Here is a 25,335-nt window from a genome sequence, read left to right on the forward strand (position 1 = left end):
AGCAGTATTTTATTTGGGCGTTAAACCCCACATAAAGTATCATTATCGCTTTCGATAATCATGATTTTGGGATCCGCATGCTGCAACTGATCGGCCGTCCGGCTTTTTCTGCTTTCCGTCTGGAGAAATTACTCAGCACCATTCAGGCTGAGGTCGCAAGCGTCACCGCGATTAGAACTGAATATCGCTATTTTGTTGAAATTGAAGGTGAATGCATTCTACCGGAGAAAGAGCAGGAACTGGTGGAAACCCTGTTGCAGGCCAAAGTGGCTGACAGCGAGCCGCAGGCCGATGAAAGCTTTTTCCTGGTAACGCCGCGTCCGGGCACAATCTCACCCTGGTCGAGTAAGGCCACCGATATTGCGGAAAACAGCGGTGCCGATGATATCCAGCGAATTGAGCGTGGTGTCGCCTTTTTCGTCAAAAGCAGCGAAGCGCTGAGCGCGGCACAAAGAGAAGCGGTCTCCCAGCAGCTGCACGACCGCATGATTGAATCGGTGTTTGAAACAGTTGATGATGCCGATCGGCTGTTTGTGCATGGCGCTTCCCGGCCGCTGGTAAGCGTGGATATTCTTAACGGTGGTCGTGAGGCGCTGGTTAATGCCAACCAGAACATGGGACTGGCACTGGCGGAAGATGAAATTGACTACCTGTTCGACAATTTCAGCCTGCTGGAACGCAACCCCAACGACATTGAACTAATGATGTTCGCACAGGCCAACTCCGAGCATTGCCGTCATAAAATCTTCCGTGCCGACTGGATCATCGACGGCGACAAGCAGCCGCATACTTTGTTCAATATGATCCGCAACACCCATGACAAGAACCCGGCGGGGGTGGTGACCGCCTATTCCGATAACTCATCCGTTATCGAAGGGCCGCGCAGCCATCGTTTCCAGGTAGAAATGGCAGACGGTCATTACCACTATGAAGGTGAAGTCCAGCACATCATCATGAAGGTGGAAACGCATAACCACCCGACCGCGATTTCTCCGTTCCCGGGGGCGGCCACCGGTTCCGGTGGTGAGATTCGTGATGAGGGGGCGACCGGTCGTGGCTCCAAACCCAAAGCAGGGCTGACCGGCTTTACCGTCTCCAACCTGGAAATTCCCGGTTTTGAACAACCCTGGGAAACGCCTTACGGCCGGCCTGCCCGCATGGCATCAGCACGCGACATCATGCTTGATGGTCCGCTGGGCGGCGCTGCCTTTAATAATGAGTTTGGCCGTCCCAACCTGTGTGGTTATTTCCGTACCTATGAAATGCAGGTGGAGTCGGATCAGGGCTTTGAAGTGCGGGGTTACCACAAGCCGATCATGGTTGCCGGTGGCATGGGCTCTATCCGTCCCCAGCATGTCAAAAAAGGCATTATGGATCCGGGCATGCAACTGATTGTTCTGGGTGGTCCGGCCATGCTTATCGGTCTGGGCGGGGGCGCTGCTTCCTCGGTAGCCTCCGGTACCAGTGATGAAGGGCTCGACTTTGCCTCTGTGCAGCGTGGTAACCCGGAAATGGAACGCCGCTGCCAGGAAGTCATCGACCGTTGCGTCGCGATGGATGATCAAAACCCGATTATTGCTATTCATGATGTTGGCGCCGGTGGTTTGTCGAATGCCTTCCCGGAACTGGTAGATGACAGCGGCCGTGGTGGACGCTTTGAACTGCGCCTTATCCCCAACGATGAATCCAGCATGTCACCGATGGAAATCTGGTGTAATGAGTCGCAGGAACGCTATGTGCTGGGCGTGCACCCCGACCGGGTGGAAGAGTTTCAGGCGATCTGTGAACGCGAACGCTGCCCCTGGGCGGTCGTGGGGGAAACCACTGAAGACGAACACCTGCTGCTGGGTGATGCGGATAATGAAACCCTGCCCATCGATATGCCGATGTCTCTGCTGTTGGGCAAGCCACCCAAGATGCTGCGCGATGTTAAGCGCGTCAACAAGCAGTATGCGGAACTCGATTTCAGCGGCATTTCTGCCGAACATGCGCTGGAACGCGTACTGAAGCTGCCCACAGTGGCCAGCAAAAACTTCCTGATTACCATCGGCGATCGCAGCATTACCGGTTTGGTTGCCCGTGACCAGATGGTTGGTCCCTGGCAGGTGCCAGTGGCGGACTGCGCGGTAACCCTGGCCGATCATCATGATTTGCAGGGTGAAGCCATGGCCATGGGCGAAAGAACGCCATTGGCCGTGATTAATGCCCCGGCGTCCGGCCGCATTGCAGTGGGTGAGGCTATCACTAATATTGCTGCTGCGAGCATCGAAAAACTGGGCGATATCAAACTGTCTGCCAACTGGATGGCTGCCTGTAATCACCCCGGTGAAGATGCCTTGCTTTATGACACCGTCAAAGCGGTGGGCATGGAACTGTGCCCGGACCTGGATATTGCCATTCCTGTGGGCAAAGACTCGCTGTCGATGAAAACCGTGTGGGATGACAATGGCGAGACCAAAACCGTCACCTCACCGCTGTCACTTGTGATCACCGCCTTTGCACCGGTCAGCGATGCCGCCAATACGGTCACACCGCAACTGCGTACCGACCTGGGCGATACCGACCTGATTTATATCGATTTGGGCCGTGGCAACAACCGCCTTGGTGCCTCGGCGCTGGCCCAGGTATTTAAACAAGTCGGCACTGATGGTGCTGATCTGGATGATGCGGCTGACCTGCGGCATTTCTTCGATGCCATCCAGCAACTGAAACAGCAACACAAACTGCTGGCCTACCACGACCGTGGTGACGGCGGTCTGATGGTGACGCTGGCGGAAATGGCCTTTGCCGGCCGTTGTGGTCTAGACATTGAACTCAACGGTCTGGGTGAGGCGCTGCCTTTGCTGTTCAATGAAGAGCTGGGCGCGGTGATCCAAGTACGTCATGATGACCTCGACGCTGTGATGCAATTGTTGTCCGACGCCGGTCTGGCACAGATGTCATTTGTCATCGGCAAGGTCAATGAAGCCCAGCAAATCCGGGTGACAGTAGATGGCGATAAAGTCATTGACCAGTCTCGTGTGACCTTGCAGCGTTTCTGGGCAGAAACCAGTTACCAGATGCAGGCACTGCGCGATAACCCGGAATGTGCTAAGCAGGAATTTGACAGCATTCTGGATGAAAACGATCCGGGCATGTTTGCCAAGCTCAGCTTCGATGCGGCTGAAAACATAGCGGCCCCGCTGATTGTCAGTGGCCAGCGGCCCAAAGTGGCTATCCTGCGAGAGCAGGGCGTCAATGGTCAGGTGGAAATGGCAGCCTCATTTGATCATGCCGGTTTCTGCGCCGTCGATGTGCATATGAGCGATGTTCTGGAAGGTCGCGTCAAACTGGCTGACTTTGTCGGTCTGGTTGCCTGTGGTGGTTTCTCCTACGGTGACGTGCTGGGTGCCGGTCGTGGCTGGGCCAGTACCATTTTGCATAACGATCGTGCCCGTCAGCAGTTTGCCGACTTCTTCCAGCGTCAGGATACTTTTGCTTTGGGGGTGTGTAACGGCTGTCAGATGCTGTCCCAGCTCAAAGAACTGATTCCCGGCAGTGATCACTGGCCACAGTTCTCCCGCAACCTGTCTGAGCAGTTTGAGGCGCGTTTCTCGCTGGTTGAAGTGTTGGAATCGCCTTCGATTCTGCTGCAGGGCATGGCAGGCTCCATCATGCCTATTGCAGTGGCCCATGGCGAAGGCCGGGCAGACTTTACCGAGACCGGTTCCGAATCAGAAGCGCTGGCTGCGATGCGCTATGTTGATCATTACGGTAAAGCAACAGAAACCTATCCCTTCAATCCTAACGGTTCAGCCAATGGCCTCACGGCACTGACCACAGACGATGGTCGGGTGACAATCATGATGCCGCATCCGGAACGGGTCACCCGTGCCGTTCAGCATTCATGGCATCCGGATAACTGGGGTAAAGAGGGGCCGTGGGCGCGGCTGTTCCAGAACGCCAGACGCTGGGTCGGCTGATCATGTTTGCGCTTCGCAGCCGGTTACTGCGGGGCGCATTGTTTTGTCTGTTGATCCTGCTAATCATCGGGTTCAACAGCAAAGCCTCAGCAGCGCCTGCCGTCGATCTTGCCGAGCTGCAGTGGCAGTATCACTGGGGGGATTTGCCGCGTGCCAATGGCAAGCCCGACTTCTCCTCAGCGCGCGACTGGCAGGCTATCGCGTATCCTGCCAACCCTTCCGGTCGTGATGAGCAGCAATATGCCTGGTTTCGAGCCACACTGCCTGAGGCACAGTTCCCTGAACCGGTGATATTTATCACCAGTATCAATCTCAATGTTGAAGCCTATCTGGATGACCAACTGATTTACCGTTTCGGTGACCCGGATAAGGGGCGTTTCCAGGGCTGGCCGTGGCATGCCATCCCGTTGCCTGAGGCGTTTGCCGGCAAGCAACTTCAGCTTCGTGTGTATTCCGACTATACCGACATCGGCCTCTGGGGCGAGGCGAAGGTGATGGATCGCTCCGATATGCTGTTGCATGTATTGAGCAGTGGCTTGCATGAACTGATAGTGGCGGCATTTTCTTTACTGGTGGCCTTTGTCACCCTGGTGTTTGCCCTGTTTCGCGGCACCCGCAAAGAGTTTTTCTACCTGGGGCTGTTTTCACTGGCAACAGCAGGCACGCTGATTGGTGAAAACCTGGCCATGCAGCTCGTTATAAACTCGCCACTGCTCAAGACTTATCTCGCTGCAGTCAGTTACTTCTCTATGCCGATATTCATGGCCATGCTGCTCTATCAGTGGGTTAATCATGTGACACGAAGCAGCTTACTCAAGCGGGTGGCGCAGTGTCATCTGACCTACCTGTTTGCGGCTGTGGCCTTGTCACTGAGTGGGCTGGTTAATCTGGCGATCTTTTTCCCGATATTCGACGTTTTGTTCATTGTATCGCTGGTCTTAATGATGTGGGTGACTGTCACTGCGTTGAAGCAGCTGGCAGGCTCACAGAAATTGGTGCTAGCAGCCTTTGCGGTTTATGCGGTCTTATTACTCATTGATATGCTGGTGGCGCACAGTTTTCTTCCCTGGGTGGACTTTCCCATTGCTATCGGCGGCCTGGTTTTCGCGCTGGTGCTGGTGGTGATATCCATCCGCAGCTATGTTTTGACCAATAAAGCCCTGGCCGAGCTGAACCTGAGCCTGGAGCAAAGGGTGAGTGAACGTACCGCGCGGTTGCAGGAATTCACCGTAGTTGAGCAGCAAAGACGCAAGGAACTGGAGCGCCAGAACCGCTTTAATACAGAACTGGAAAACTTCAATGTCGCCTTACAATCCTGCCAGACAGTTGCTGAAGCTACCGAACTGATGCAAAACCGCCTGGCAGAGGTGTTCACCCCGGCCAGCATCAGCATTAGTGTGGCGGGAGAGGCTGCCAATGCCTTGCCAGCCGGACAAATCCGTCTGCAGGAACTGGAAGGCGGAAGCACCGTTGTGGCTTCACTGTCGATTGATGGTCCGGATCCGGTACTGCCCGCTGGTTGGCTGGAAGACTTTGTGCAGCGAACAGCGGAACGTCTCAGTGTCACTATGGGTAATATCAAGCTGCGGGAGGATCTGCAGCGCTATTCATTTGAAGACTCGCTGACCGGATTACGCAACCGCCGCTTTTTTGATGACACGCTTACCCGCGATATCCTGCTGGCTTGGCGTGAAGGCAGCGATTTATCGCTGCTGATCTGTGATATTGATCATTTCAAACGCTTCAACGATGAATATGGTCATGAAGCCGGTGACGTTGCTTTGCAGGCGGTGGCCGAGACGCTGCAGCATCACTTTCGTGAAAGTGATGTGCCATGCCGCCTGGGGGGCGAGGAGTTCGTTGTCCTGCTGCGCGGCGCCGACGCAGAGGCCGCAAAAGACAAAGCCGAGACACTCAGAGCAGCCATTGAGCAGCAGGATATTCATTATCGGGGCAAAGCGCTGTCTCGGCTGACAATATCGGTGGGTGTGACGACATTGCAGTTGCCTCATACTGATGCTGATGATTTGTTACGTCAGGCCGACCAAGCGCTTTATATCGCTAAGCAGGCTGGGCGTAACCGGGTCGAGGAGTTTAGTGAGCAGCTTGAGTCCAATGTCAACATGTAATGATTTTTGTCCATGCATGCGAGCAAGCACTTGAGGGAAGGTCAGATTAAATTGCCTGCTGAACTACCGGGACAATTTCCTGTCTGACGCAGTGAACATCTGAAAAGGAGGTTACATGAAAACCATTAAATCGATTTTCACTGCCTTACTGCTCAGCGGTCTGCTGGCGGCAGGCTCAGCAATTGCGGCTGATCACACTGTGACTGCCCGAGCTCTGGCATTTGACCCCGTCGTGATCAAAATTGCCCCCGGGGATACTGTCTATTGGGACAACATGGCTACCCATAACGTCAACATGATGGAAGGCCTGATCCCGGAAGGCACCGAGGCATTTACCTCGGCAATGAGCGAAAACATCAACCGCACCTTCGATAAAGAGGGCATATATATCTACCAGTGCGATCCACACATCGGTGCTGGTATGGGGGGTGTCGTTATCGTCGGTGAACCCACCAACCTGGACGCGATTAAATCTCAGGACGTTAAAGGTGGTCTGGGCCGAGTAGTGGACGAGGCCATTGAGGCTGCAGAGGCCATGTAACCTCATCGACCCCCTCAAAAAACCGGCTGCCTGGCAGCCGGTTTTTTTATGTCTGGCATTTTCACAGCAGCAGGATGTTTCAGAAGTATCTTTGAATTACACTTGCCTGAGCAGAGTGTGACAGAATAGGCTGTTGGTATGTTAATGAGCGATAAAGGAATAGACCTTTGACCCTGCGGGCAATATTAGGTAATTGGGCAGAACGTTATTTTTCCGATGAAGAGGCAGTCATACTGCTGATTGTCCTGGTTCTCGGTCTGGCTGCCGTTATCTGGCTCGGCAGTATGCTGGCCCCGTTTTTCACCGCGCTGGTGCTGGCTTTTTTATTACAGGGCGTTATCAACTTACTGACCCGGCGGCATGTGCCGGAAAAGATAGCCATAACGGTGGTTTTTCTGGGTTTTATCAGTGCCATGCTGGCGCTGGCGTTTCTATTGATGCCGCTGCTGTGGAACCAGATGATTAATCTGGTGCAGGAAATCCCCAAAATGCTGTCCAGCGGTCAGCAATGGCTGGATGATCTGCAGGCGCGCTATCCTAACTTCATCACCCCCGATCAACTGGATAACTGGATATCGGCGATAACCCGCGAGTTCAATCTTTACGGGCAACGAGCTCTGTCTTTGTCGATTGCGTCGCTGGGCAATGTCATCGGCCTGATTGTTTACCTGGTACTGGTGCCCATCCTGATCTTTTTCATGCTTAAAGACCGCGAGAAGCTGGTTGGCTTTATGCTGTCCATGATGCCCGAAAAACGCGGTCTGATGAGCCGCATCTGGAATGAAATGGATGACCAGATTGCCAATTATGTTCGCGGCAAGGTGGTAGAAATTATCATCGTCGGTTGCGTCACATTCATTACCTTTTCTTTCTTTGGCCTGCCTTACTCCGCCTTGCTGGCGGTACTGGTGGGTTTTTCGGTACTGGTGCCATTCATCGGTGCTGCCGTCGCCACCTTGCCAGTAGCAGCGGTAGCGGGCTTCCACTTCGGTCTGACCGAACAGTTTGCCTATGTCGTGGTGGCTTATGGCGTCATCCAGGCTTTGGACGGCAATGTGCTGGTGCCGGTGTTGTTCTCCGAGGCGGTCAATCTGCACCCGGTATCGATTATCCTGGCAGTGTTGTTCTTTGGTGGTATCTGGGGCTTCTGGGGCATTTTCTTTGCCATTCCGCTTGCCACATTGCTCAAAGCTATGGTCACCGCCTGGCCGCGCAGCCTGCAGTCAAAGCAAAAACCCGAAATCACAGAAGCCGCATCCTGATAAACGCATCTCCAACGTATTAACTATGCTAGTTGTTCAGGTCGTACTCAAACAGTGGGATAAGGGCCAGCGTTCCGCTGAAGATGTCAGCGCCAGAGCTGCAATGCCAACGAGATACCCGGTGATATCGCCCGATGCACAGTATCTTTTTGATCACAAAGTGGTCATTGACCAGCACGGCGATAACATCATGAAAAACCGCCTTCGCTATGAGTCCACCGATGATAATAAATTCATTATCGATCGTTTCGGTTTTGACCTGAACAGTCAGGATGTTGTGCATTTTCCCCAGCCGGATTCCATGCTACCACCCAGTCATATTGCGAACCTCAGTCAAGGCTGGATTCAGTGTCACTACGAGTGGCGCTACAAGGTGTTTGAGGGTGGCCTTTATTACTGGCTCTATGAACAGCTCACTCTCAACGCCGCGTCGGTCGAGAATCTGATTGAAGATGTGTTCACAGGGTCTGAGCCGGCACAAGTTATTGCATTCTGAACGCCAGAGCTGCTTACTCACCGGGTTGCGGCACATCATGTTTGTTGACGTTTTCAGCGGCCGCTTTTTCTGAGGCCCAGGCTTCATCTTCCTGGTCCGTATCAATGCCGGATTGTTGATGCCTTTTTTGTTCGTTCAGAGTAAGGCAGGTGAATAGCGGAAAGTGATCCGAGCCGATAGATGGCAGGCGTCGAATATCGGTCACGGTGAAATGATCGCTGTGGAAAAGATGATCCAGCGGCCAGCGCAGGAAAGGAAAGCTCACATGGAAGGTATTGAACATGCCACGGCCAATACGTGGGTCAAGCAAGCCACTGAGTTTACGAAACAAGCGCGTCGTTACAGACCAGGCAACATCATTCAAATCGCCGGTTACAATCACCGCCTGTTCACTGTCCGCCACACTGCGTCCAACTACAATAAGCTCGGCATCACGCTCGGATGACTCTGTATTTTCAGTCGGGCTGGGCGGTGCCGGGTGAATAAAATGCACACGTACTTCATCACCTGATCGCAGTGTCACCAGGGCATGCATTGAGGGCACGCTGTCTTCAACCAGAAATTCTATCTCTGTTTCCGACAAGGGCAGACGTGAAAACACATGCATGCCGTACAAATTATCCAGCGGGCATTTGATGCTGTAAGGCATCGTCGGCTCCAGCTTGTTGAGCCTGTCTTCCCACCACTCATCAGACTCAAGCGTGACCAGAATATCTGGCTGGTTTTGTTCAACCAGGTCGAGTAGTTTTTCGGCCTGCCGGTTCGGTGTCAGCACGTTGGCAGTCAGGATGCTGATTTGCCGCTCAGGCGCACGATGTATGGTGCTTATTGTTTCTTTGGGCCATAGCCGGGTGTAGGGCAATACCCACCACAACTGCCAGGCTATGCAGAAACTGGTCAGCGCGATAAGCGCCCAGGCTGAGACGGTCTGCAGATCGCCGAATAGTAACTGGGTGAGCAATAGCACCATTGCCAGGCAGGCAATCTGCAAGCGAGGATAATCCAGTCCCCTAATTAGCCAGTGCGGATGCCGCCAGTAGGGTAGAAAGGTGGCAATCGTGATAAAGGCGGTGCAAACAATTAACACACTGAACATGCAGGCTCCTGGCATTGTGGCGACGTTATCCTAAAAAGTAACTCCCTGCTTATGCATCGTTCACAACAGGGCGGCAACTCAGCTTATGCTACCACTGCGTTGAACAGGGAAACTGTTAAAAGGGCAGAATAAACTGTCTGAGAAAAGTACTGACGCCGGAGCGGGCTCCACGTTGCGTATCAACATCGACAATGGCTTGTCCCCGGGCGGGGCTGACATAAGCACTGCTGATGTAAATATTGACCAGATCCAGTTCACTTTCGACATGAAAGGCTGCCTGGGTCTGCATGGCAATCAGGCGTTCAGGCGGCAAGCTGCCATCATTGCCCTGAGAGATTTCGGCTCGGCCCTTGGCCATCAGAATTAATTTGCCGGGACCGGTCGCCTGTGAGAACACAATCCCACCTAACAGCAATGATGAGATCCGCGGGCTGACCAAAGTGTTCAGCTTGATGTCATCAGAGAAGCCGACAAAGTTAGCATAGTGAAAAATCACAGATTCGCCGGGCTTGAGTTGCCATTCAAAAAACTCCAGTCCCTGCGTGGCTGTGAGGCTGACAGGCAGATCATCATCCCGCATGACGACCTTATTCATCGACAGGTTTCTGCTGAATATGCGTGAAAACAGGCTGGCAAAGGGCTGTGGCAGGGCATAGCGGGGTGGTTTGCCTCGGCACTGGAATCGGCGCGAAATATACAGCGTCTCAGCCTGGTCGGCGCTAATCAGATATTGCTGGCCGGTAGAATGAATGGCCGCCTCTGGCGTTTCACCTGGATCATCTGAGGGTCCCAGCGTGACCAACGCGCCGCTGTGCCGATGAAACGTCACCCGAGCAAATACATAGAGATAACTCTTGATACAGACCAGTATGAACAACATAATCGTGATTTGATGTATCGCCCTGGTGGTGTTCAAAATCCACCAGAGTGAGGCCTGCGCCTGTCGACTACTTTCCTGAATTCGTGACTGGCCCCGTTGGTAAAGCGAGTCAGCTGCAGCCAGCGATTTATCGGTCGCCGGATTCAAGACCTGCTGTTTAAAAGTTTGTGACAGATCTCGAACCAGACTGCGCAGATTTGACTCCACTTCCGAGCGATAACGCTGATAGGTTTTCTGTGCTGATTTCTGGCTTTCTTTGGCGGCGAGATTCACCAGCCAGCCAACAAGCGGTGCAGTGGAGTCGGGTTCACTGAATTTCAGGTCGGGTGGGACAACTTCAGCAAAGACATCACTGACCACATTTTCCAGCCGGGCCTGATCGACCTGCTCGTGCTTTTCCCGGATCTCTATCCGGGCACGCTCCACCGCGACATACCAGGCAAACTGCATCTCATCGGCTTTAACCGCAACGGATTGTAAGACGTTATCCAATAAATCATGTTCATTATCAAAAACTAAGACCTTGTCCTCATGCAATTGGTTGATTGCCAGCTTGGGTAAAGCGACTTCAGTTAAAAAAAGCACCGGGATGCCAATCAGCAGCATCGGTAGCCATAAAACAAAGGCATGACAAGCCGAGCGCAGTGTCTGAACCAGGCCCAATCTTTGTATCTGTCGCCAGTTCTCTACCGCACCCAGAACCAATAAGCGACCAAGCACGGTCGCCAGCATAAAAATAACAATAGGTAACAAAGCATTAAACAGGTTGTAACTGTCCTCGGCGAGGTAGTTAAACGATTGCAGAAACTGGCTGTTTAAAATGACGGGCAAACTGATGCTGAGTAAGAGCAGCACGATAAACAGTACAAAAGATCGGGTTCGTGTGTGGCCGTAAATAACAAACCAGAGAAAGGCAAGCTGTGCGAAAAAAGGCGAATTCAATTGCCAGTTGAGTGGCACGGGAGACTGTGCCAGCAGAGAGAGCAGGGCAAGCAGGTAGTTGTAGCCCGGCACAGCAAGAGCAAAGATCAATAAGCCCCATTGCCGTTTTCTGATGCCAAGCCAGATGCAGGGAAATATCAGCAGCATACCCAATAACCATAGCGGCGTGCTAATCAACTGCAGCGAACTCAACTGTGTTAGCTGCTCAACCAGAGCGTTGAAAGAAAATGCCGCTTTTTCTACCACCTTCATTGTGGGTGGGGTGGACATCTCAGGCGGCTTGGCAAGAATTGTTGCTTTGTGTTGTTCGTAGCGTTTGAGGCGCTCCCTGTATTCGCTGCAGGGTTTTCTTAACATCTCGCTTTTGCCGAGCGGCCCGTTACAGATACTGGCACGTTCAATACTCTCCATTCCGATACTGTGCCCCGGAACGCTAATGGTGGTGGGAAAATCAAGCACCACAAAGCGCTCAGTGTCAGTGCTGTACTGCGAAGGCGGACTGTCTTTATCGCCAAAGGTAAACAGCGTCATGCTTAGAATAAACGGCGTCAGACACAGTAAAAGCACAAACTGGCCAAAGCCAAACAACTGCCGTTCACTACTGCGCTCAGGCTGCGCCATTAGCCTGACGACTCTCAGCAGTAATGCCCTCAAATGCGGTAATTGTGACTTCATCCTGAAAAGCTGTCCCATGCCCGGCTGTTGATGATTAATTTAGCACAAGCAGGGCAGGAACCAACTTTCAGACAATAGCACTGACCTTTGCCTTGTTGAGTTGCACAGTGTGCTATGCAAAAAAAAGCAGCGTTGCTAACCAACGCTGCTTTCGAATGACATCACTGATGAGGGATCCCGATTTATCCCTCGAACCTTTTTGATTATTCAATAACACCACAGGCGAGACGAGGGCCGCCACCACCCAGCGGTTTGGGATCGTCCGAATAGTTATCGCCGTGCAGATGAATCATCAAGGAACGGTTACCCAGTTCTGCCAGCTTCAGTCTGGGTGATAGCACTGGTTGAGTGGCATTGCCGTTCTCATCGACAAACAGTGCGGGTAAATCACCTTTGTGTCCATCAAAGCTCCACGGCTCAGCATGGCGCTTGGCGTTGGCCGGATCATAGTGACTGCCGGCAGCACCGCCAGGAATGACTTCTCCGTCTTTTTTCTTGGGGCCGCAGGAGGCAATTTCGTGAACGTGGAAGCCATGGTTACCACTGGTCAGATTGCTTAGGTTTGGCGTGAACACCGTGCCATAAGCATGCTGGCTGATGGTGACGGTACCCGCGGGTTCTCCCGATTGCAGATTGGTCATGTTAACGGTGATGGTATCGCTGGCAACTGCGCTGGCTGAGAAAAACGCTGTCATCAGCATTATGAGTCGAATATTCATATTGCCTCCTCTCAAACTTATTCAGTTCAATAAACAAGACTCTTTGAAAGGCGCGGTGTTCCTGCAGGCCAGGGCTGAGCCGGGGAAGTTGAACGCTCAATTATGATCAGCTGTTTCCTGCATTTCCCTGATTCGCATAGGCATTTCATCAATCTCATCAAATATCTCATTGATGGGCAGAGCTTTGCCTCGCTGCTTTACGCCACCATCCTTGCCTATCAAGAGGACTTCTTCATTGGATGAAGTGAATTGGTGATGAAGCTGGGGGAGAAAACTGTCTGAAATCTGACCCATGTAATTACTTGTTAGCTGTTTGCCATCAATAATGAACCAGGCAATATCTCTATCTTTGACCTGTGACTCGGCGTTGTTGAAAATCTGCTGGTAATGTTCGACCCGATCAGAGAAAACCAGAATGACTCTGTTCTGCCATTGTAATTGCTCTAATGCATTTAATTCGGTGTGGTTAGTGGCAAACACATCGAGTGGCAACATGAAGGTCAGCAGAAAAGTCAGGAATTTCATATATCAGTCCGTCGTTATTGGGTCTTTCTATTACCGTGGGACAGTGTTTTGACTTCTTGAGGTTCAGGTTTGAGCGTTCGTAGGCTGCCCAGCCAGTTTTTACTCTGACCCCAAATATTTTCTGACCCTAGATAATCTGCGCATTTCGAAGGCCAGTACAATTCGATTAACTTTGTTGAAGTCAAACCAATAGACGATGCCATTGTTTTTATCGATCATGTATTCATGTTCAGATTTAGCATCCAAAGCTGATTCCACATCCATCCTTGAGTGTCCGACACGGATTCCATTTGCGTCTCTGTATTCTGGATCAAAAATAATAATCGTGTTAAATCGGCCAGTTTTATCTTGAATAGTGACCTGAAACCGGTCGAACGAGTATTTAACATTGTTGCTATTCACAGTCTTGTGTAAGGGTGCTCCGTGTCTTTCTATTAAATCAGGTAAGGTAGAAACGCCAACTTGAATCCCCTTGAAAGTAGAGTTGTACCTGACTACTTCTGCGGCAATAAACGGCGCTGACAGAGCCAAGACTGCAAATAGAATATATTTCATAATCTCAAATTATCCTTTTGAAGCCTGAAAGTCAGAATGTTGGGCTTCGTACCTCAGCCCAACCTACGAGCTCTGCGATAACTTTTGCATCTACATTTGCCTTGCAATAATTGCACTCAATAATCATGTAGAACCCTCATGAGGCTAACGCCGCGCACAGGAGCTGCTTGCCTGGAGTGAAGCGTAGGGTAGGCCGTCCCAGCCCGGCGGTCTTTTGCCGGGCGACTGCTGCGCCTTGTTATGTGCTGACTTGGCCATGAACCATCCCAAGGAACTCAAACTCTGCCTGTTTTAAGTGACCAAAAAGAACCTCTGCTGCATTATTTGCTTTTGTGGTAGGCCCTTTGCTATCAACTTCAAATTTATTCTCAGCGGAAATGCCGTGGCAAAGGGAAAGTAGATGCTTTACACCATCTGGCAAAACAGCACCGTGGCTTTTCATAAAATCGTGTAATTGACTTTCAATTTTAGAAAATGACAACGCGATGTCGTCACACGCATCGAACCAATCCATCTCGGGATGGGTCATTTGAGGATTAATATCTCTGACGAGGTAAACGAGTTTGGATGCCGCTTCAAATTCTTTTTCAAAGATAAATTCTGACTTCTTCAACCTGACGCGATGCCTTTCTGCCTCATTGGAAAGAGCGCTTTTAAATGCCTCCAGATCTTGGCCGTACTTCGCCTTTTCCTCTGCCAGAATCCTCGCAGCCCATACCTTCCCTAGCCATGAAGACAAGCCAAAAATAATTGCTCCCGCGCCACCTAATGAGAGCAGTACTGCTCCGCCAATTTCAAAGATTTCTCGAATAGCCAATTTCAGAGCGTCCTCATATAACGCCAAGGTAAGGGGTCAAAAAGCGAAGCTTTTGGAGTCCCGCGCAGCCCACGAAGTGGCGGAGTGAACTTGATCGCCTTGTTAGGCAGTAGCTTATTTAGGTAATGTGCGGTCATAGAAATCTACTCGCCCTAAAAATAGAATCTCCGATATTGGCGATTCTGACCATGGTTGTCCCATGGATTTTAACTCACAGTTTGCAGCGTTTACTCCTCGCCAGTATGCCTGAGTAACATTATGAATCGTGTCTTTATCACAGCTATGGTTGAGGCGAAGAAAATCAACCCAGCTTGAGTCATGGATTGAGTATGCATACTGACCCACAGTAAAAACTTTTTTGAGTACACGGTTACCAACATGCCCCATATGCCTTTCTTTGTACTTCTGCGCTTCAGACTCTGACCTTAATAAATAAATTGCATTTAGCCTGCTTGGGTAGTCAGGGAAGTAATGTTCTCGGTTTATCTCGAAATTATATTCGGCAGAATAATGGTGTGTGACACCGACTGAAAATGGTGAAACATCACCAGTGAATTTTGGATTTGGAATGAAAGGTAGATTGCTGTCTCCCCGGCCGATGCTACCAGCCGAGACAAAAGAGCCTACAGATAATTGGTGCTGAACGTGCCAACTAGACGGGTTAACCCAAACCCAAAAGTCCACTGTAGAGTCGCCAATGATTAGATTTTTTGGTTCATTCATATGCTGCCTAACGATCTAGGTAAGGGGCGCGAGGTACGGGTGTCCCAACGGAAGCCGCGCATTTTGGGGATGGAGTGAGTTTGACCTTATTGTTATGTTTTTTCATTTCACTTTGTCTGAGTCTAAATATGCTTTTGAGTTTAATATTTTTAGATCATCAGAAACTAGTGATATGTAATAAGTATCGTTGTCAATGTACTTCATATAGCAGAGAGATTCTTCAGAAAAAGCTTGGAGATTTGCTTTCAGCTCTACTTCCTCTTGGGCAACAAATAAGGTAATTTTTTTACCTTCAAAAGACCTGCATATGCATTATTAGATATTTTACCGGCTTCTAGTAAAGGAACAGGAAACCAACCTTCGCTAGTGGATGTTGATTTTTTAGGTGTAGAACCAACGACTTGTTGGGGAAGAAATAGACCACTTGAAGTACACCAATGCTTTGACCATGGAGGGCCTAATTCATCGAAAAAAACTTTACTTCCAAACTCATTTTGATAATAGAAAACCGGTTCTCTACAAACTGGACAACGAGAGTTTGGCGTGTTGTAACTATTATTACTGATTCTGAGAGCAGGTATACCTCTCGGGTGAGAGGTGAATAAATCATCTTGGGCAGTGTAACGAAATCTTATGCCGCCATATCCACCGAAACCACCATTACAATTTGGGTGATGATTCTTTGCATTACACATTGGCTTTCCTAAACATAATGCTTTTGTTCAACGATGCCCTTGTAGCGCAGCGAAAAGGGCATCTGGTGGAGAGCCTCCCGGCCCGAAACAACCAGCAACAACTGGTTAGAGTTGGTGAACCATTGCTCTCAGTCTTCCGGATCGTCATACTGCGGTTTATCATCAGGCAAATCATATTCTAGGTTCAGTCTACGACCACTGTATTCCAAGCTATTCTGAACCTCATTGGCGAGAGACTGAGTTTCACCGTTGATTGTTATCTCCCGCTGGTCGCCTAATAAAGAGTTGATATCCTTTGCGATGCCCACTGCAGATGTTCTCAGAAGCTCATTGATCTCGGAGGTATCGATCCCTTCGGCTCTCAGTCGCTCTGAAAAATTCATGACTTTGTCGAGGGAATCAAGCTTCTGGGGTATTGCTGAAATACGCCCTTCCTTGGTGTAGCTGCGATATAGATACGTCACTGAAGATCTCAGAAAGTCTACGATGAGACCAATTACACGTGAGTCACCAAAAACTTTTGACCACAAGCTTCCCGACTCAGCCTTCTGCAGCCGGAGGGGTGCCTCGCTAACGTCTACACCAATGATTTGGGCAATGACCTCATAGAGGCGATGAATAGCTAAAAGTCTCTGCGCAAAATCATCCAGAGGCATCATCTCTGGAAGGTAGATCGTCAACTCTCTTTCACTCACAGAGGCTTGCTCTTGATCATCTAGGTTTCGGTGGGCGAGTCTCAATGCGAGTTGAAATCCATCCAACATCTCAGACAACGACCTTGCTTCAACAATCAGAGGTCCAGCAGATTGGGCAGTATAGGTTTTTATATATTCTTCATAATGATCGGAAAAAGTTTCAATTCTCGATGATATTTGGTCTATGAGACCTAAATCATCAATTTTCAACTCGGTCGATTTTTGTAATTGTCTTTGAAACTCTTCCATTGACGAAAAGAAAGATCGTGGACTGATGGGCTGAACTTTATTGCGAAGTTGAGCAAGATGCGTACGCATTTTATTACCTGCATCCGCTCCTTTACCCCCGCTCTCACCTATTTTGGCCAAAAGATCTGACAAGCCAGGAAACGATTCGTTAATTATGCGTATACCGTCACGAAATTCCGCCGCTTCGTCGTAAGCAGTCAAAATGACTTCAATTTCTCGTTTGAGCTGAAATGACAACATTTAGCAGTAATTTCCTTCTTCTCTAACGCCTTGCTAAGGGGCAACCGAAACGCAGTGTAGGTTGTCCCGCGGAGGCCGCGATTTTGCGGCCGGAGTGTACTTGAGCAACTTGTTATGTGTTTTATATGGCATATACGTAGAACCCGAAGCTAAGGGACAAACATAGCAAGACAGGAACTAAAATCCCCCTTACAACTTTAAGCGGGATTTCAGGTACTGGATGCCGATACTTATGCCGGTGGCCAAATACCGTTGTGTGAGTTCTTAAGCCATAAGGTGCGAACACCATGAAATATCCCATAGAGCCTACTGCGATAGAAAACCCGAGCCAGCCGAAAAAACTTGAAACCGAAACCTCTTCAATAAATAGCATCATGGCGATAAAAATCACCACGATAAATGTTGTTGCTAAGCTAATATTCATCATGTGTTTTTAGACATAACAGTTTGTTAATGAGGCCGCTGGCCTCATAATAATTATTAGCGGGCGGCCTTTTAATTTTTCAGATAGAGACGTTATAACTCTTTTATCTAACTGAAATATATAAAAAGAGACATTTTATAAATTTGGGGTGGAAATAAATCGGGCCGATGACACGAAATTGTGCCGTTATCGCTGGGGTGTAATCAGGGAGTGCTTGTGATTCCATCCAACTTTCATCCATATCAATTCCATCTAATATGCGGCAAGGTCTACGTTACTCGCTATGCAGTCGCCTCAGTAAAACATACAGCGCCCCAGTTCCGCCATCTTCCACCGTGGCACTGCAGAATGCCAGCACGATATCGCTTTGCCGCAGCCAGAAGTTCAGTTTGCTTTTCAAAACCGGCTTGTTGTCTTTCGAGCCCCAGCCTTTGCCGTGAATTATCCTGACGCAGCGGATTTGTTGCTGCTGGCAGACTTCCAGAAATTGTGACAGAGCAGGTTCAGCTTTGGCCAGCGTCATACCGTGCAGATCCAGTTCGGCTTCCAGGTGCACCCGGCCACTGCGTAACTTTGAAAACAGGCGGTGCTGTATGCCTGGGCCGCGGTATTCCAGGTATTCCTCGTTGCCGACGCTGTCCGGGGCAAACATATCGGAGAAGGCCTGGCCATTTGGATCATCGTCATCTATCCGGTGATGGCGGGCTTTGGGTTGGGGTTTGGGGGGAGCAGGCGGCAGATCCTGGCGACGAATCGGGGTAGCGTCTCGCATTTGCTCACGAAACAGCGCGATATCGTCGTCTTTCTGGTCTTTTTGCTTGTCTGCCATGAGCCCGGTAAAACCTGATTCTGGGTGGGAGTAACTCTCTTTATTGTGCCAGATGAGGCTTGTGTAAAAAACGCTTTTTGATTTACCATGCGGGTCACTTGTCGGGGTGCCCGAGCGGAATTTTCCGTGAAGGCTGAGATGAAACCCGTTGAACCTGAAGAAGTTAAGACTTCCGTAGGAAACAAGCAGGATACCTGCAACAGCCTCAGTGTAGCTGTAATCTGTATCCATTCCTTGTTCGCATTCGCGCAACGCTCTCATCTTCCCCGACTTCGGTTTTCAAACAGGGGGAAGTGACGTGTCCACTCAAGCTACAAACAAAGTAATCAACCTCAAAGATCGCACCGGTATTACCACTGAGCCATTGCCGGGCAGCGAGAAATTTTATCTGCAGGGCAGTCGTGATGATCTGCTGGTGCCGTTTCGTCGTATCAACCTGACTGATACGCCCAACGCTGACCCAAGCCTACCGGGAACTCCCAATGAACCCGTTGTGGTCTATGACACTTCAGGGCTGTACACCGATCCAAATTCCAAAATCGATATCGAAGCCGGTCTGCCTTTGATCCGCCAGAAATGGATTGAAGAGCGGGCAGATTGCGAGCAGCTTGATGCTTTCAGTTCACATTACACCCGTGAGCAGGATGCCCAGGATTTTGATATCCCGCTGTTCGAACATCGCCGTCTGCCGCTTAAGTCAAAACCGGGCCAGAATGTCACCCAGATTCACTATGCCCGTAAAGGCATCATCACCCCGGAAATGGAATACATCGCTATTCGCGAGAGTATGGGCCGCGAAGCACTGGCTCAGCGTGGTGAGCTGCCGGAAGATATGGAGCACTACATCACCGCCGAATATGTGCGTAAGGAAGTCGCCGAAGGTCGTGCGATTATTCCTGCCAACATTAATCACCCTGAATCTGAGCCGATGATTATCGGTCGTAACTTCCTGGTGAAAATCAACGCCAATATCGGTAACTCTGCCACCACTTCATCCATTGAGGAAGAAGTCGAGAAAATGGTCTGGAGTACCCGTTGGGGTGGTGACACCATTATGGATCTGTCTACCGGTAAACATATTCACCAGACCCGTGAATGGATCATCCGTAACTCACCGGTACCGGTGGGTACCGTGCCGCTGTACCAGGCGCTGGAAAAAGTGAACGGCGTTGCCGAAGACCTGAACTGGGAAGTCTATCGTGACACCCTGATTGAGCAGGCTGAGCAGGGCGTGGATTACTTCACCATTCATGCCGGTGTGCGTCTGGCACATATCCCGCTGACCGTGAACCGTACTACCGGTATCGTCTCACGTGGTGGTTCTATCATGGCAGCCTGGTGTCTGGCGCATCACGAAGAAAGCTTTCTCTATACCCACTTCGAAGATATCTGCGAAATCATGAAAGCTTACGATATCTCGTTCTCGCTGGGTGATGGTCTGCGTCCGGGCTCACAGGCGGATGCCAACGATGAAGCCCAGTTTGCCGAGCTGAAAACCCTGGGCGAACTGACCAAGATTGCCTGGAAGCACGATGTTCAGGTGATGATCGAAGGCCCGGGTCACGTGCCGATGCACAAGATCAAGGAAAACATGGACTTGCAGCTGGAATTGTGTGATGAAGCACCGTTCTATACATTAGGCCCGCTGGTCACCGATATTGCACCGGGTTATGACCATATTACTTCCGGTATCGGTGCGGCGATGATTGGCTGGTACGGCACTGCCATGCTCTGCTACGTGACACCGAAAGAGCATCTGGGCCTGCCCAACAAAGATGACGTGAAAACCGGCATTATTACCTACAAGATTGCTGCCCACGCGGCCGATCTGGGTAAAGGTCATCCGGGGGCACAGATCCGTGATGATGCGATTTCCAAGGCGCGTTTCGAGTTCCGTTGGGAAGATCAGTTCAATATCGGTTTCGATCCGGATACCGCGCGCCAGTATCACGATGAAACGCTGCCACAGCCTAAAGCCAAAGTGGCACATTTCTGCTCTATGTGTGGGCCGAAGTTCTGCTCGATGAAGATTTCTCATGATGTTAAAGAAGCCTTCGCTGAGAAGTCTCAGGAGTTCAAAGAGGCGGGCAGCAAGATTTATCACGAAGTGAAATCTTGAGAATTGGATTTGTCCTTTGACCCCATTCCAGCCTTCCCCCGCATCGGGGGGAAGGTGCATTTTCTTGTTTTCTCCCCCAGTGGTAGAGAGCCGGGGTAAGGGGCAACTAAGCTTAATGACAAGATCACATACATGAGTCGTTATCTGATAATCGGCAGTGGCCTGATTGGTCGTCTGACAGCCTGGCGTTTGCTGGAGGACGGTCATCATGTGTCTATTTTGTCCAGAGATGACAAACAGGGCACCGACAGTGCCGGTTTCGTGGCGGCGTCTATGGTGGCAGCCGCGACCGAAGCTATCAGTGCCGAGCCGATGGTGAAAACGGTGGGGCTGCGCTCCTATGCGTTGTGGCCGCAGTGGCTGAGGCAGTTACCAGAGCCGGTGTTTTACCGTGATCATGGCACGCTGGTGGTCGCACATGCCGGTGATGAGTCGGAAATGGCGCGTTATCAGCGCCGGGCTTCACATATGCTTGAGGATTCGGACTTTCGCTTGCTGGAAGGTGATGCTTTGAGCGAGCGCGAACCGGAGCTTGCTGATAACTTCCGTCAGGCCATGTGGTTCGAGCAGGAGTCCTGTCTGGATAATCGTCAGCTCTATCGTCAACTCGGTGAGCTTTTACAGGCGCACTGTGACTGGCAGCAGACCGGCGATATTGCTGAACTCAATCAGGCTGAAATTGATCGCCTGTGCCAGCAATATCTGCGCTGCCGTGCTGATCAGTTTGACGAAGTGATTGATTGCCGCGGCAATGGTGGCAAAGCGAATCTGAGTGATTTACGCAGTGTGAGAGGCGAGGTCATCCGGGTTCAGGCACCTGAGGTCAACTTCAAGCATGCTGTACGTTTGCTGCATCCGCGTTATCCGTTTTACCTGGCTCCGCGGCCCGGTAATGAATATGTTTTGGGCGCGACGGTGATTGAGAGCGATGATCGTTCTGCGGTAACGGTGCGCAGCGGTCTTGAGTTGATGTCGGCCCTTTACAGCTTGCATAAAGGCTTTGCTGAGGCGCGAATCATTGAAATGACGGCCCATTGTCGTCCCGGACTGCCGGATAATATGCCCACCATCAGGCGGACCGACTGGGGCTATATCGTAAACGGCTTTTACCGGCACGGTTATTTATTCGGCCCGGCTGTGGTCGAAGACCTGACACAATTGCTGGCAGGCAAACCGGAGCAGGTACATTTCGGAGTGTTATATGAACTCTAAACAACAGATTCAATTCAATGGCACATCGCTGGAAGTTGACCAGCAGCACACCGTCAGTTCGCTGCTTGAAGCACAGGCGGTGGCAGGCCGTTTTATCGTGGTCATTAACGATGAAGTCGTGCCTAAGGCAAGCTGGGATAGCCGCGCTATTGCAGCCGGTGACGCGGTCGAAATCATGTCACCCATCAGCGGAGGTTGAGATGAAACAGGCATCAAACTGGACGGTTTACGGTCAGGAACTGGGGAGCCGTCTGTTTATCGGCACGGCCCTATATCCATCTCCCAAAGTGATGGTTGATGCTATTCGCGCTTCACGCGCTGAAGTCATCACCGTGTCTTTGCGCCGTCAGGCTGCCAACCAGTCAAACAGCGGCGAGCAGTTCTGGCAGATGATCGAGGATCTGAACTGTCATCTTTTGCCCAACACGGCGGGCTGTTACAGCGTGAAAGAAGCGGTCAAGACTGCCCATATGGCGCGTGAACTGTTTCAGACCGACTGGGTTAAACTCGAGGTCATGGGGGACAGCTACAATCTGCAGCCTGATCCCTTTGCGCTGGTGGAGGCCACCAAAATCCTGATTGAGGATGGCTTCAAAGTCTTTCCCTATACCACCGATGACTTGGTGTTATGCCAAAAGCTGGCTGAACTGGGCTGTGAAGTCTTAATGCCCTGGGGGGCGCCGATTGGCACGGGGCAGGGGCTGCTTAACCCGTATGCTCTGAAAACCCTGCGAGAACGTCTGCCGGAGCTGACTCTGCTGGTCGATGCCGGTATCGGTAAACCTTCCGATGCAGTGCAGGCAATGGAACTGGGCTTTGACGGCATTTTGCTTAATACCGCCGTCGCTGAAGCGCTGGAACCACAAACCATGGCCTATGCCTTTGCCGATGCAATCAATGCCGGGCGGCTGGCCTTTGAAGCCGGGGTCATGCCTAAAAGGGATAATGCCAAACCCAGCACACCAACACTGGAGCAGCCGATCTGGCAACAGGGGTAGGGACGTTTGGCCGTTGTCATTATGAGATGGTGGTGATGACTCATCGAATAACGCTATTGCGATGGTTTGCAAACACTAATGGGATAATGTCATTGCGAGGAGTGCGAGACGACGCAATCCAGTCCCAAGTTTAAGTTTCGGGCCTGGATCGCTTCGGCCTGTGGCCTCGCGATGACGGTTTACGTAGCTTAAGCTGGGTAGTTTGAATTGTTGGCAGGGCTTTTAATCAACGAATACCTCCATTCCGGGGAGCGTAAGATTACTCATGGAATACCGTCATTGCGAGGAGTTTACGACGAAGCAATCCAGTCCCTGATCGCACTAAGAAGACAAACCTAACTAGCTAAAACCGAGCTACTTCAAGGTAGCAACTCAACCCCAGCATTCGCAAAAACGCTAAAACCGACTATCAATAAGCAGACAGATAACAATGACAACACAAACCCGACCCGCCGTCTTACTAATCGGCGGCCTTGATCCGCAAGGCTGTGCCGGCATCGCTGCCGATATTGCTACGGTCCAGCATCATGATTGCCATGCTTTGCCATTGATAACGGCCATGACCGAACAGCGTTCAACAGGGCTGACCGATCTGGGGGCGGTGAATCCGCAAAAACTTTTGGCGCAGTTTGCAGATTGTCAGCGCGACTTTGAGGTACGCGCCGTCAAGATTGGTTTAATCCCCAGCCTGTCGGTGGCGGAGGCAGTGATTCAGATCCTGGCTCAACTGCCAGGTGTGCCTGTGGTGTTGGACCCGGTGCTGGCTAGCAGCAGCGGTGGTGTCGGTGTCAGTGATGAGGTGCAACAATATCTGCTGGCTGAACTGCTGCCAGCGATCACTTTGTTGACGCCCAATCTCAAAGAACTACGCTTGCTCAGTGGTGATCATCAAAGCATTGAACTGGCAGCAAACCATTTACGTCAGACAGGACTGAATGCCTGCCTGGTCAAAGGCGGACATAGCGATGGCGATTACGCCAGTGATTACTTCCAGTTTGATGAGGGTGGCTTTTATTGCTATCAGAACAGACTGGAGGCTGATGTTCGCGGCACCGGCTGTGTTTTAGCCTCTGCGACTGCCGCCCATCTGGCTTCGGGACAGGATATCCGCGACGCCGTGGTGCTGGCCAAAGCCTATGTTCACCGCGGTATCCGGCAATCTCGCTCGGCTGGCCCTTATGCCGTGATGGAACATAGCAGAGAGTCACTGACGCTGGAGGATATGCCGCGCCTGTGCTATAAGCAAGAGTTGATTGGTAAGCAATTTGAATTTCCAGCCTGTCCGCCGCGACTGGGGATCTATCCGGTAGTTGATAGCCATAACTGGGTCGAAAAGCTGGTGAATGAGGGCATTGAAACCATTCAGCTTCGCGTCAAGGAGCAGTCAGCTGAGCACACCCGTGAGCAGATTAATGCCTCGACCGGGAGCCTCAATGGCCGGGCGGTCAACTTTTTTGTTAATGATCACTGGCAACTGGCGATTGAGGCGGGTGCTTACGGTGTTCACTTGGGCCAGGAAGACCTGCACGATGCCAATTTGGCAGCGATTGCCGAAGCCGGACTCAGGTTGGGGATCTCAACGCATTCCTACTGGGAGCTTGCCAGAGCGCTGGCGGTGAACCCGAGCTATATCGCGCTGGGCCCGATTTATGAGACCACCAGTAAACAGATGCCTTTTTCACCACAGGGGCTCGAGCGTCTGCAGCAGTGGGTGAATATGCTGCAGCCCCAATACCCGGTGGTGGCGATAGGGGGGATCAATCAGCAGCGTGCTGCCGAGTTGAAACCGACCGGCGTTGGATCAGTAGCGATGATTACGGCGATTACCCTGGCAGACGATTATCGTCGCGTGACCCGGGAATTATTGAGTTTGTGGCAAAGTTGATCGTAAAAAAGCGAGTTTATTGAGCCGGGTTCAGTGTTTCAAATTCCCCCCACTGGGGCTCCAATTCAGGCTGTGGGGTATGGCGATAGCGTTGCTGGCGGAACTCAGCCGCCGACTCATTACTGCTGACCAGTTGTTCATCGGCAATCACTTCATCCAGGCTGGGCTGCTGGGCCGTTAACTGGCTGACCTGGGTTTTCAGCTTTTCATTTTCTTTGACCAGTTGCTCAACCTGCTTGATTAGCTTCTGGTTATCCTGTTGCAGACCGCTAATCTGTTTCTGCAAGGCCATAATTTCACTGAGCATATTATCCGGCTTGGTGCCGGCAGGCGCTGTGTCAGGCTGGCTACTGGCAAGACTCTCGCTATTAGCCGATGCGTCAGCCGCCTCATCAACAGCCGGTAATTCAATGCTGTCAGTATCTGTATCAGCCGTACCCATGCTGTCAGCCTCAGCATCGGTCTCAGACGCTGCTGAGCTCTCAATCTGAGTTTGCTCCTCATCGACGGGCTCTGGTTCGGGCATCATGAAAAACGCCACGATCAGGGCAATCAACACAATCCCGAGGCCGATCGCGATTTTAATCAACAGCGAGGTGGAAAGCCCTTTGCTCTCGTTCTCACTCTCGGCAGATTCTTCCTGTCGTTCTTCAGTGTTTTCAGCCAT

The 25,335-nt window shown here is 51.1% G+C and carries 22 protein-coding genes and 1 riboswitch; of the genes, 10 read left to right on the top strand and 12 right to left on the bottom strand.

Translation table 11 applies throughout. From position 1 onward, the window contains the following. Nucleotides 1–77: 77 nt before the first annotated feature. The 5 genes from purL (at nucleotide 78) to Q0X64_RS06535 (ending at nucleotide 8,390) form a co-directional block, all read left to right on the top strand. On the top strand, nucleotides 78–3,962 hold the full coding sequence (gene purL / locus Q0X64_RS06515; RefSeq protein ID WP_297810200.1) for a phosphoribosylformylglycinamidine synthase: 3,885 nt from the start codon (nucleotides 78–80) through the stop codon (nucleotides 3,960–3,962). Further along, nucleotides 3,920–6,091, top strand: a complete 2,172-nt coding sequence (locus Q0X64_RS06520; protein WP_297810203.1) for a GGDEF domain-containing protein — start codon at nucleotides 3,920–3,922, stop codon at nucleotides 6,089–6,091. The genes purL and Q0X64_RS06520 overlap by 43 nt, the downstream gene beginning before the upstream one ends. 115 nt (nucleotides 6,092–6,206) lie before the next feature. Beyond that, nucleotides 6,207–6,632, top strand: a complete 426-nt coding sequence (locus tag Q0X64_RS06525; protein ID WP_297810206.1) for a plastocyanin/azurin family copper-binding protein — start codon at nucleotides 6,207–6,209, stop codon at nucleotides 6,630–6,632. A 167-nt stretch (nucleotides 6,633–6,799) separates the two neighbouring features. Then, entirely contained in the window at nucleotides 6,800–7,894 is a 1,095-nt protein-coding gene (locus tag Q0X64_RS06530) for an AI-2E family transporter (RefSeq protein WP_297810209.1), read from the top strand. 25 nt (nucleotides 7,895–7,919) lie between these two features. Beyond that, entirely contained in the window at nucleotides 7,920–8,390 is a 471-nt protein-coding gene (locus Q0X64_RS06535; RefSeq protein ID WP_297810212.1) for a hypothetical protein, read from the top strand. Between the two features lie 13 nt (nucleotides 8,391–8,403). On the opposite strand, the gene Q0X64_RS06540 is transcribed toward Q0X64_RS06535, so the two are convergent. The 11 genes from Q0X64_RS06540 to Q0X64_RS06590 form a co-directional block, all read right to left on the bottom strand. Then, nucleotides 8,404–9,486, bottom strand: coding sequence for an endonuclease/exonuclease/phosphatase family protein (locus tag Q0X64_RS06540; protein ID WP_297810215.1), 1,083 nt, complete (start codon nucleotides 9,484–9,486; stop codon nucleotides 8,404–8,406). 115 nt (nucleotides 9,487–9,601) lie between these two features. Further along, nucleotides 9,602–11,983, bottom strand: coding sequence for a hypothetical protein (locus Q0X64_RS06545; protein ID WP_297810218.1), 2,382 nt, complete (start codon nucleotides 11,981–11,983; stop codon nucleotides 9,602–9,604). Between the two features lie 203 nt (nucleotides 11,984–12,186). Then, entirely contained in the window at nucleotides 12,187–12,702 is a 516-nt protein-coding gene (locus Q0X64_RS06550; RefSeq protein WP_297810221.1) for a superoxide dismutase family protein, read from the bottom strand. Nucleotides 12,703–12,798: 96 nt separating this feature from the next. Beyond that, nucleotides 12,799–13,227, bottom strand: a complete 429-nt coding sequence (locus Q0X64_RS06555; protein WP_297810224.1) for a DUF4174 domain-containing protein — start codon at nucleotides 13,225–13,227, stop codon at nucleotides 12,799–12,801. A 99-nt stretch (nucleotides 13,228–13,326) separates the two neighbouring features. Beyond that, complete coding sequence (locus Q0X64_RS06560; protein WP_297810227.1) at nucleotides 13,327–13,782, bottom strand: hypothetical protein; 456 nt, start codon at nucleotides 13,780–13,782, stop codon at nucleotides 13,327–13,329. Between the two features lie 238 nt (nucleotides 13,783–14,020). Then, a complete protein-coding gene (locus Q0X64_RS06565) occupies nucleotides 14,021–14,599 on the bottom strand; it encodes a hypothetical protein (RefSeq protein ID WP_297810230.1) in 579 nt (192 codons plus the stop codon). Nucleotides 14,600–14,713: 114 nt separating this feature from the next. After that, nucleotides 14,714–15,322, bottom strand: a complete 609-nt coding sequence (locus Q0X64_RS06570; protein ID WP_297810233.1) for a hypothetical protein — start codon at nucleotides 15,320–15,322, stop codon at nucleotides 14,714–14,716. Nucleotides 15,323–15,573: 251 nt separating this feature from the next. Next, complete coding sequence (locus Q0X64_RS06575) at nucleotides 15,574–16,017, bottom strand: hypothetical protein (protein ID WP_297810236.1); 444 nt, start codon at nucleotides 16,015–16,017, stop codon at nucleotides 15,574–15,576. Between the two features lie 128 nt (nucleotides 16,018–16,145). Then, complete coding sequence (locus Q0X64_RS06580; protein WP_297810238.1) at nucleotides 16,146–17,201, bottom strand: hypothetical protein; 1,056 nt, start codon at nucleotides 17,199–17,201, stop codon at nucleotides 16,146–16,148. A 121-nt stretch (nucleotides 17,202–17,322) separates the two neighbouring features. Continuing rightward, a complete protein-coding gene (locus Q0X64_RS06585) occupies nucleotides 17,323–17,628 on the bottom strand; it encodes a hypothetical protein (protein ID WP_297810241.1) in 306 nt (101 codons plus the stop codon). A 271-nt stretch (nucleotides 17,629–17,899) separates the two neighbouring features. Continuing rightward, nucleotides 17,900–18,454, bottom strand: a complete 555-nt coding sequence (locus Q0X64_RS06590; RefSeq protein WP_297810244.1) for a Smr/MutS family protein — start codon at nucleotides 18,452–18,454, stop codon at nucleotides 17,900–17,902. 92 nt (nucleotides 18,455–18,546) lie between these two features. Then, nucleotides 18,547–18,652: riboswitch (TPP riboswitch) on the top strand. Between the two features lie 127 nt (nucleotides 18,653–18,779). Between Q0X64_RS06590 and thiC the strand changes: the two genes are divergently transcribed. From thiC to thiE, 5 genes are all read left to right on the top strand, one after another. After that, a complete protein-coding gene (gene thiC / locus Q0X64_RS06595; RefSeq protein WP_366517509.1) occupies nucleotides 18,780–20,573 on the top strand; it encodes a phosphomethylpyrimidine synthase ThiC in 1,794 nt (597 codons plus the stop codon). 132 nt (nucleotides 20,574–20,705) lie between these two features. Then, nucleotides 20,706–21,785 carry an FAD-dependent oxidoreductase gene (locus Q0X64_RS06600; protein ID WP_297810249.1) on the top strand — a complete coding sequence of 360 codons (1,080 nt, stop codon included), beginning with the start codon at nucleotides 20,706–20,708 and terminating at the stop codon, nucleotides 21,783–21,785. Continuing rightward, nucleotides 21,775–21,984, top strand: a complete 210-nt coding sequence (gene thiS, locus Q0X64_RS06605) for a sulfur carrier protein ThiS (RefSeq protein ID WP_297810252.1) — start codon at nucleotides 21,775–21,777, stop codon at nucleotides 21,982–21,984. Before Q0X64_RS06600 ends, thiS begins: the two co-directional genes overlap by 11 nt. A 1-nt stretch (nucleotide 21,985) precedes the next feature. Beyond that, nucleotides 21,986–22,783 carry a thiazole synthase gene (locus Q0X64_RS06610; RefSeq protein ID WP_297810255.1) on the top strand — a complete coding sequence of 266 codons (798 nt, stop codon included), beginning with the start codon at nucleotides 21,986–21,988 and terminating at the stop codon, nucleotides 22,781–22,783. Nucleotides 22,784–23,213: 430 nt separating this feature from the next. Further along, nucleotides 23,214–24,668, top strand: coding sequence for a thiamine phosphate synthase (gene thiE, locus Q0X64_RS06615; RefSeq protein WP_297810259.1), 1,455 nt, complete (start codon nucleotides 23,214–23,216; stop codon nucleotides 24,666–24,668). A 16-nt stretch (nucleotides 24,669–24,684) separates the two neighbouring features. On the opposite strand, the gene Q0X64_RS06620 is transcribed toward thiE, so the two are convergent. Beyond that, on the bottom strand, nucleotides 24,685–25,335 hold the full coding sequence (locus Q0X64_RS06620) for a hypothetical protein (protein WP_297810262.1): 651 nt from the start codon (nucleotides 25,333–25,335) through the stop codon (nucleotides 24,685–24,687).

The sequence above is a fragment of the uncultured Methylophaga sp. genome (genome assembly GCF_947259025.1).
Lineage (GTDB): Bacteria > Pseudomonadota > Gammaproteobacteria > Nitrosococcales > Methylophagaceae > Methylophaga.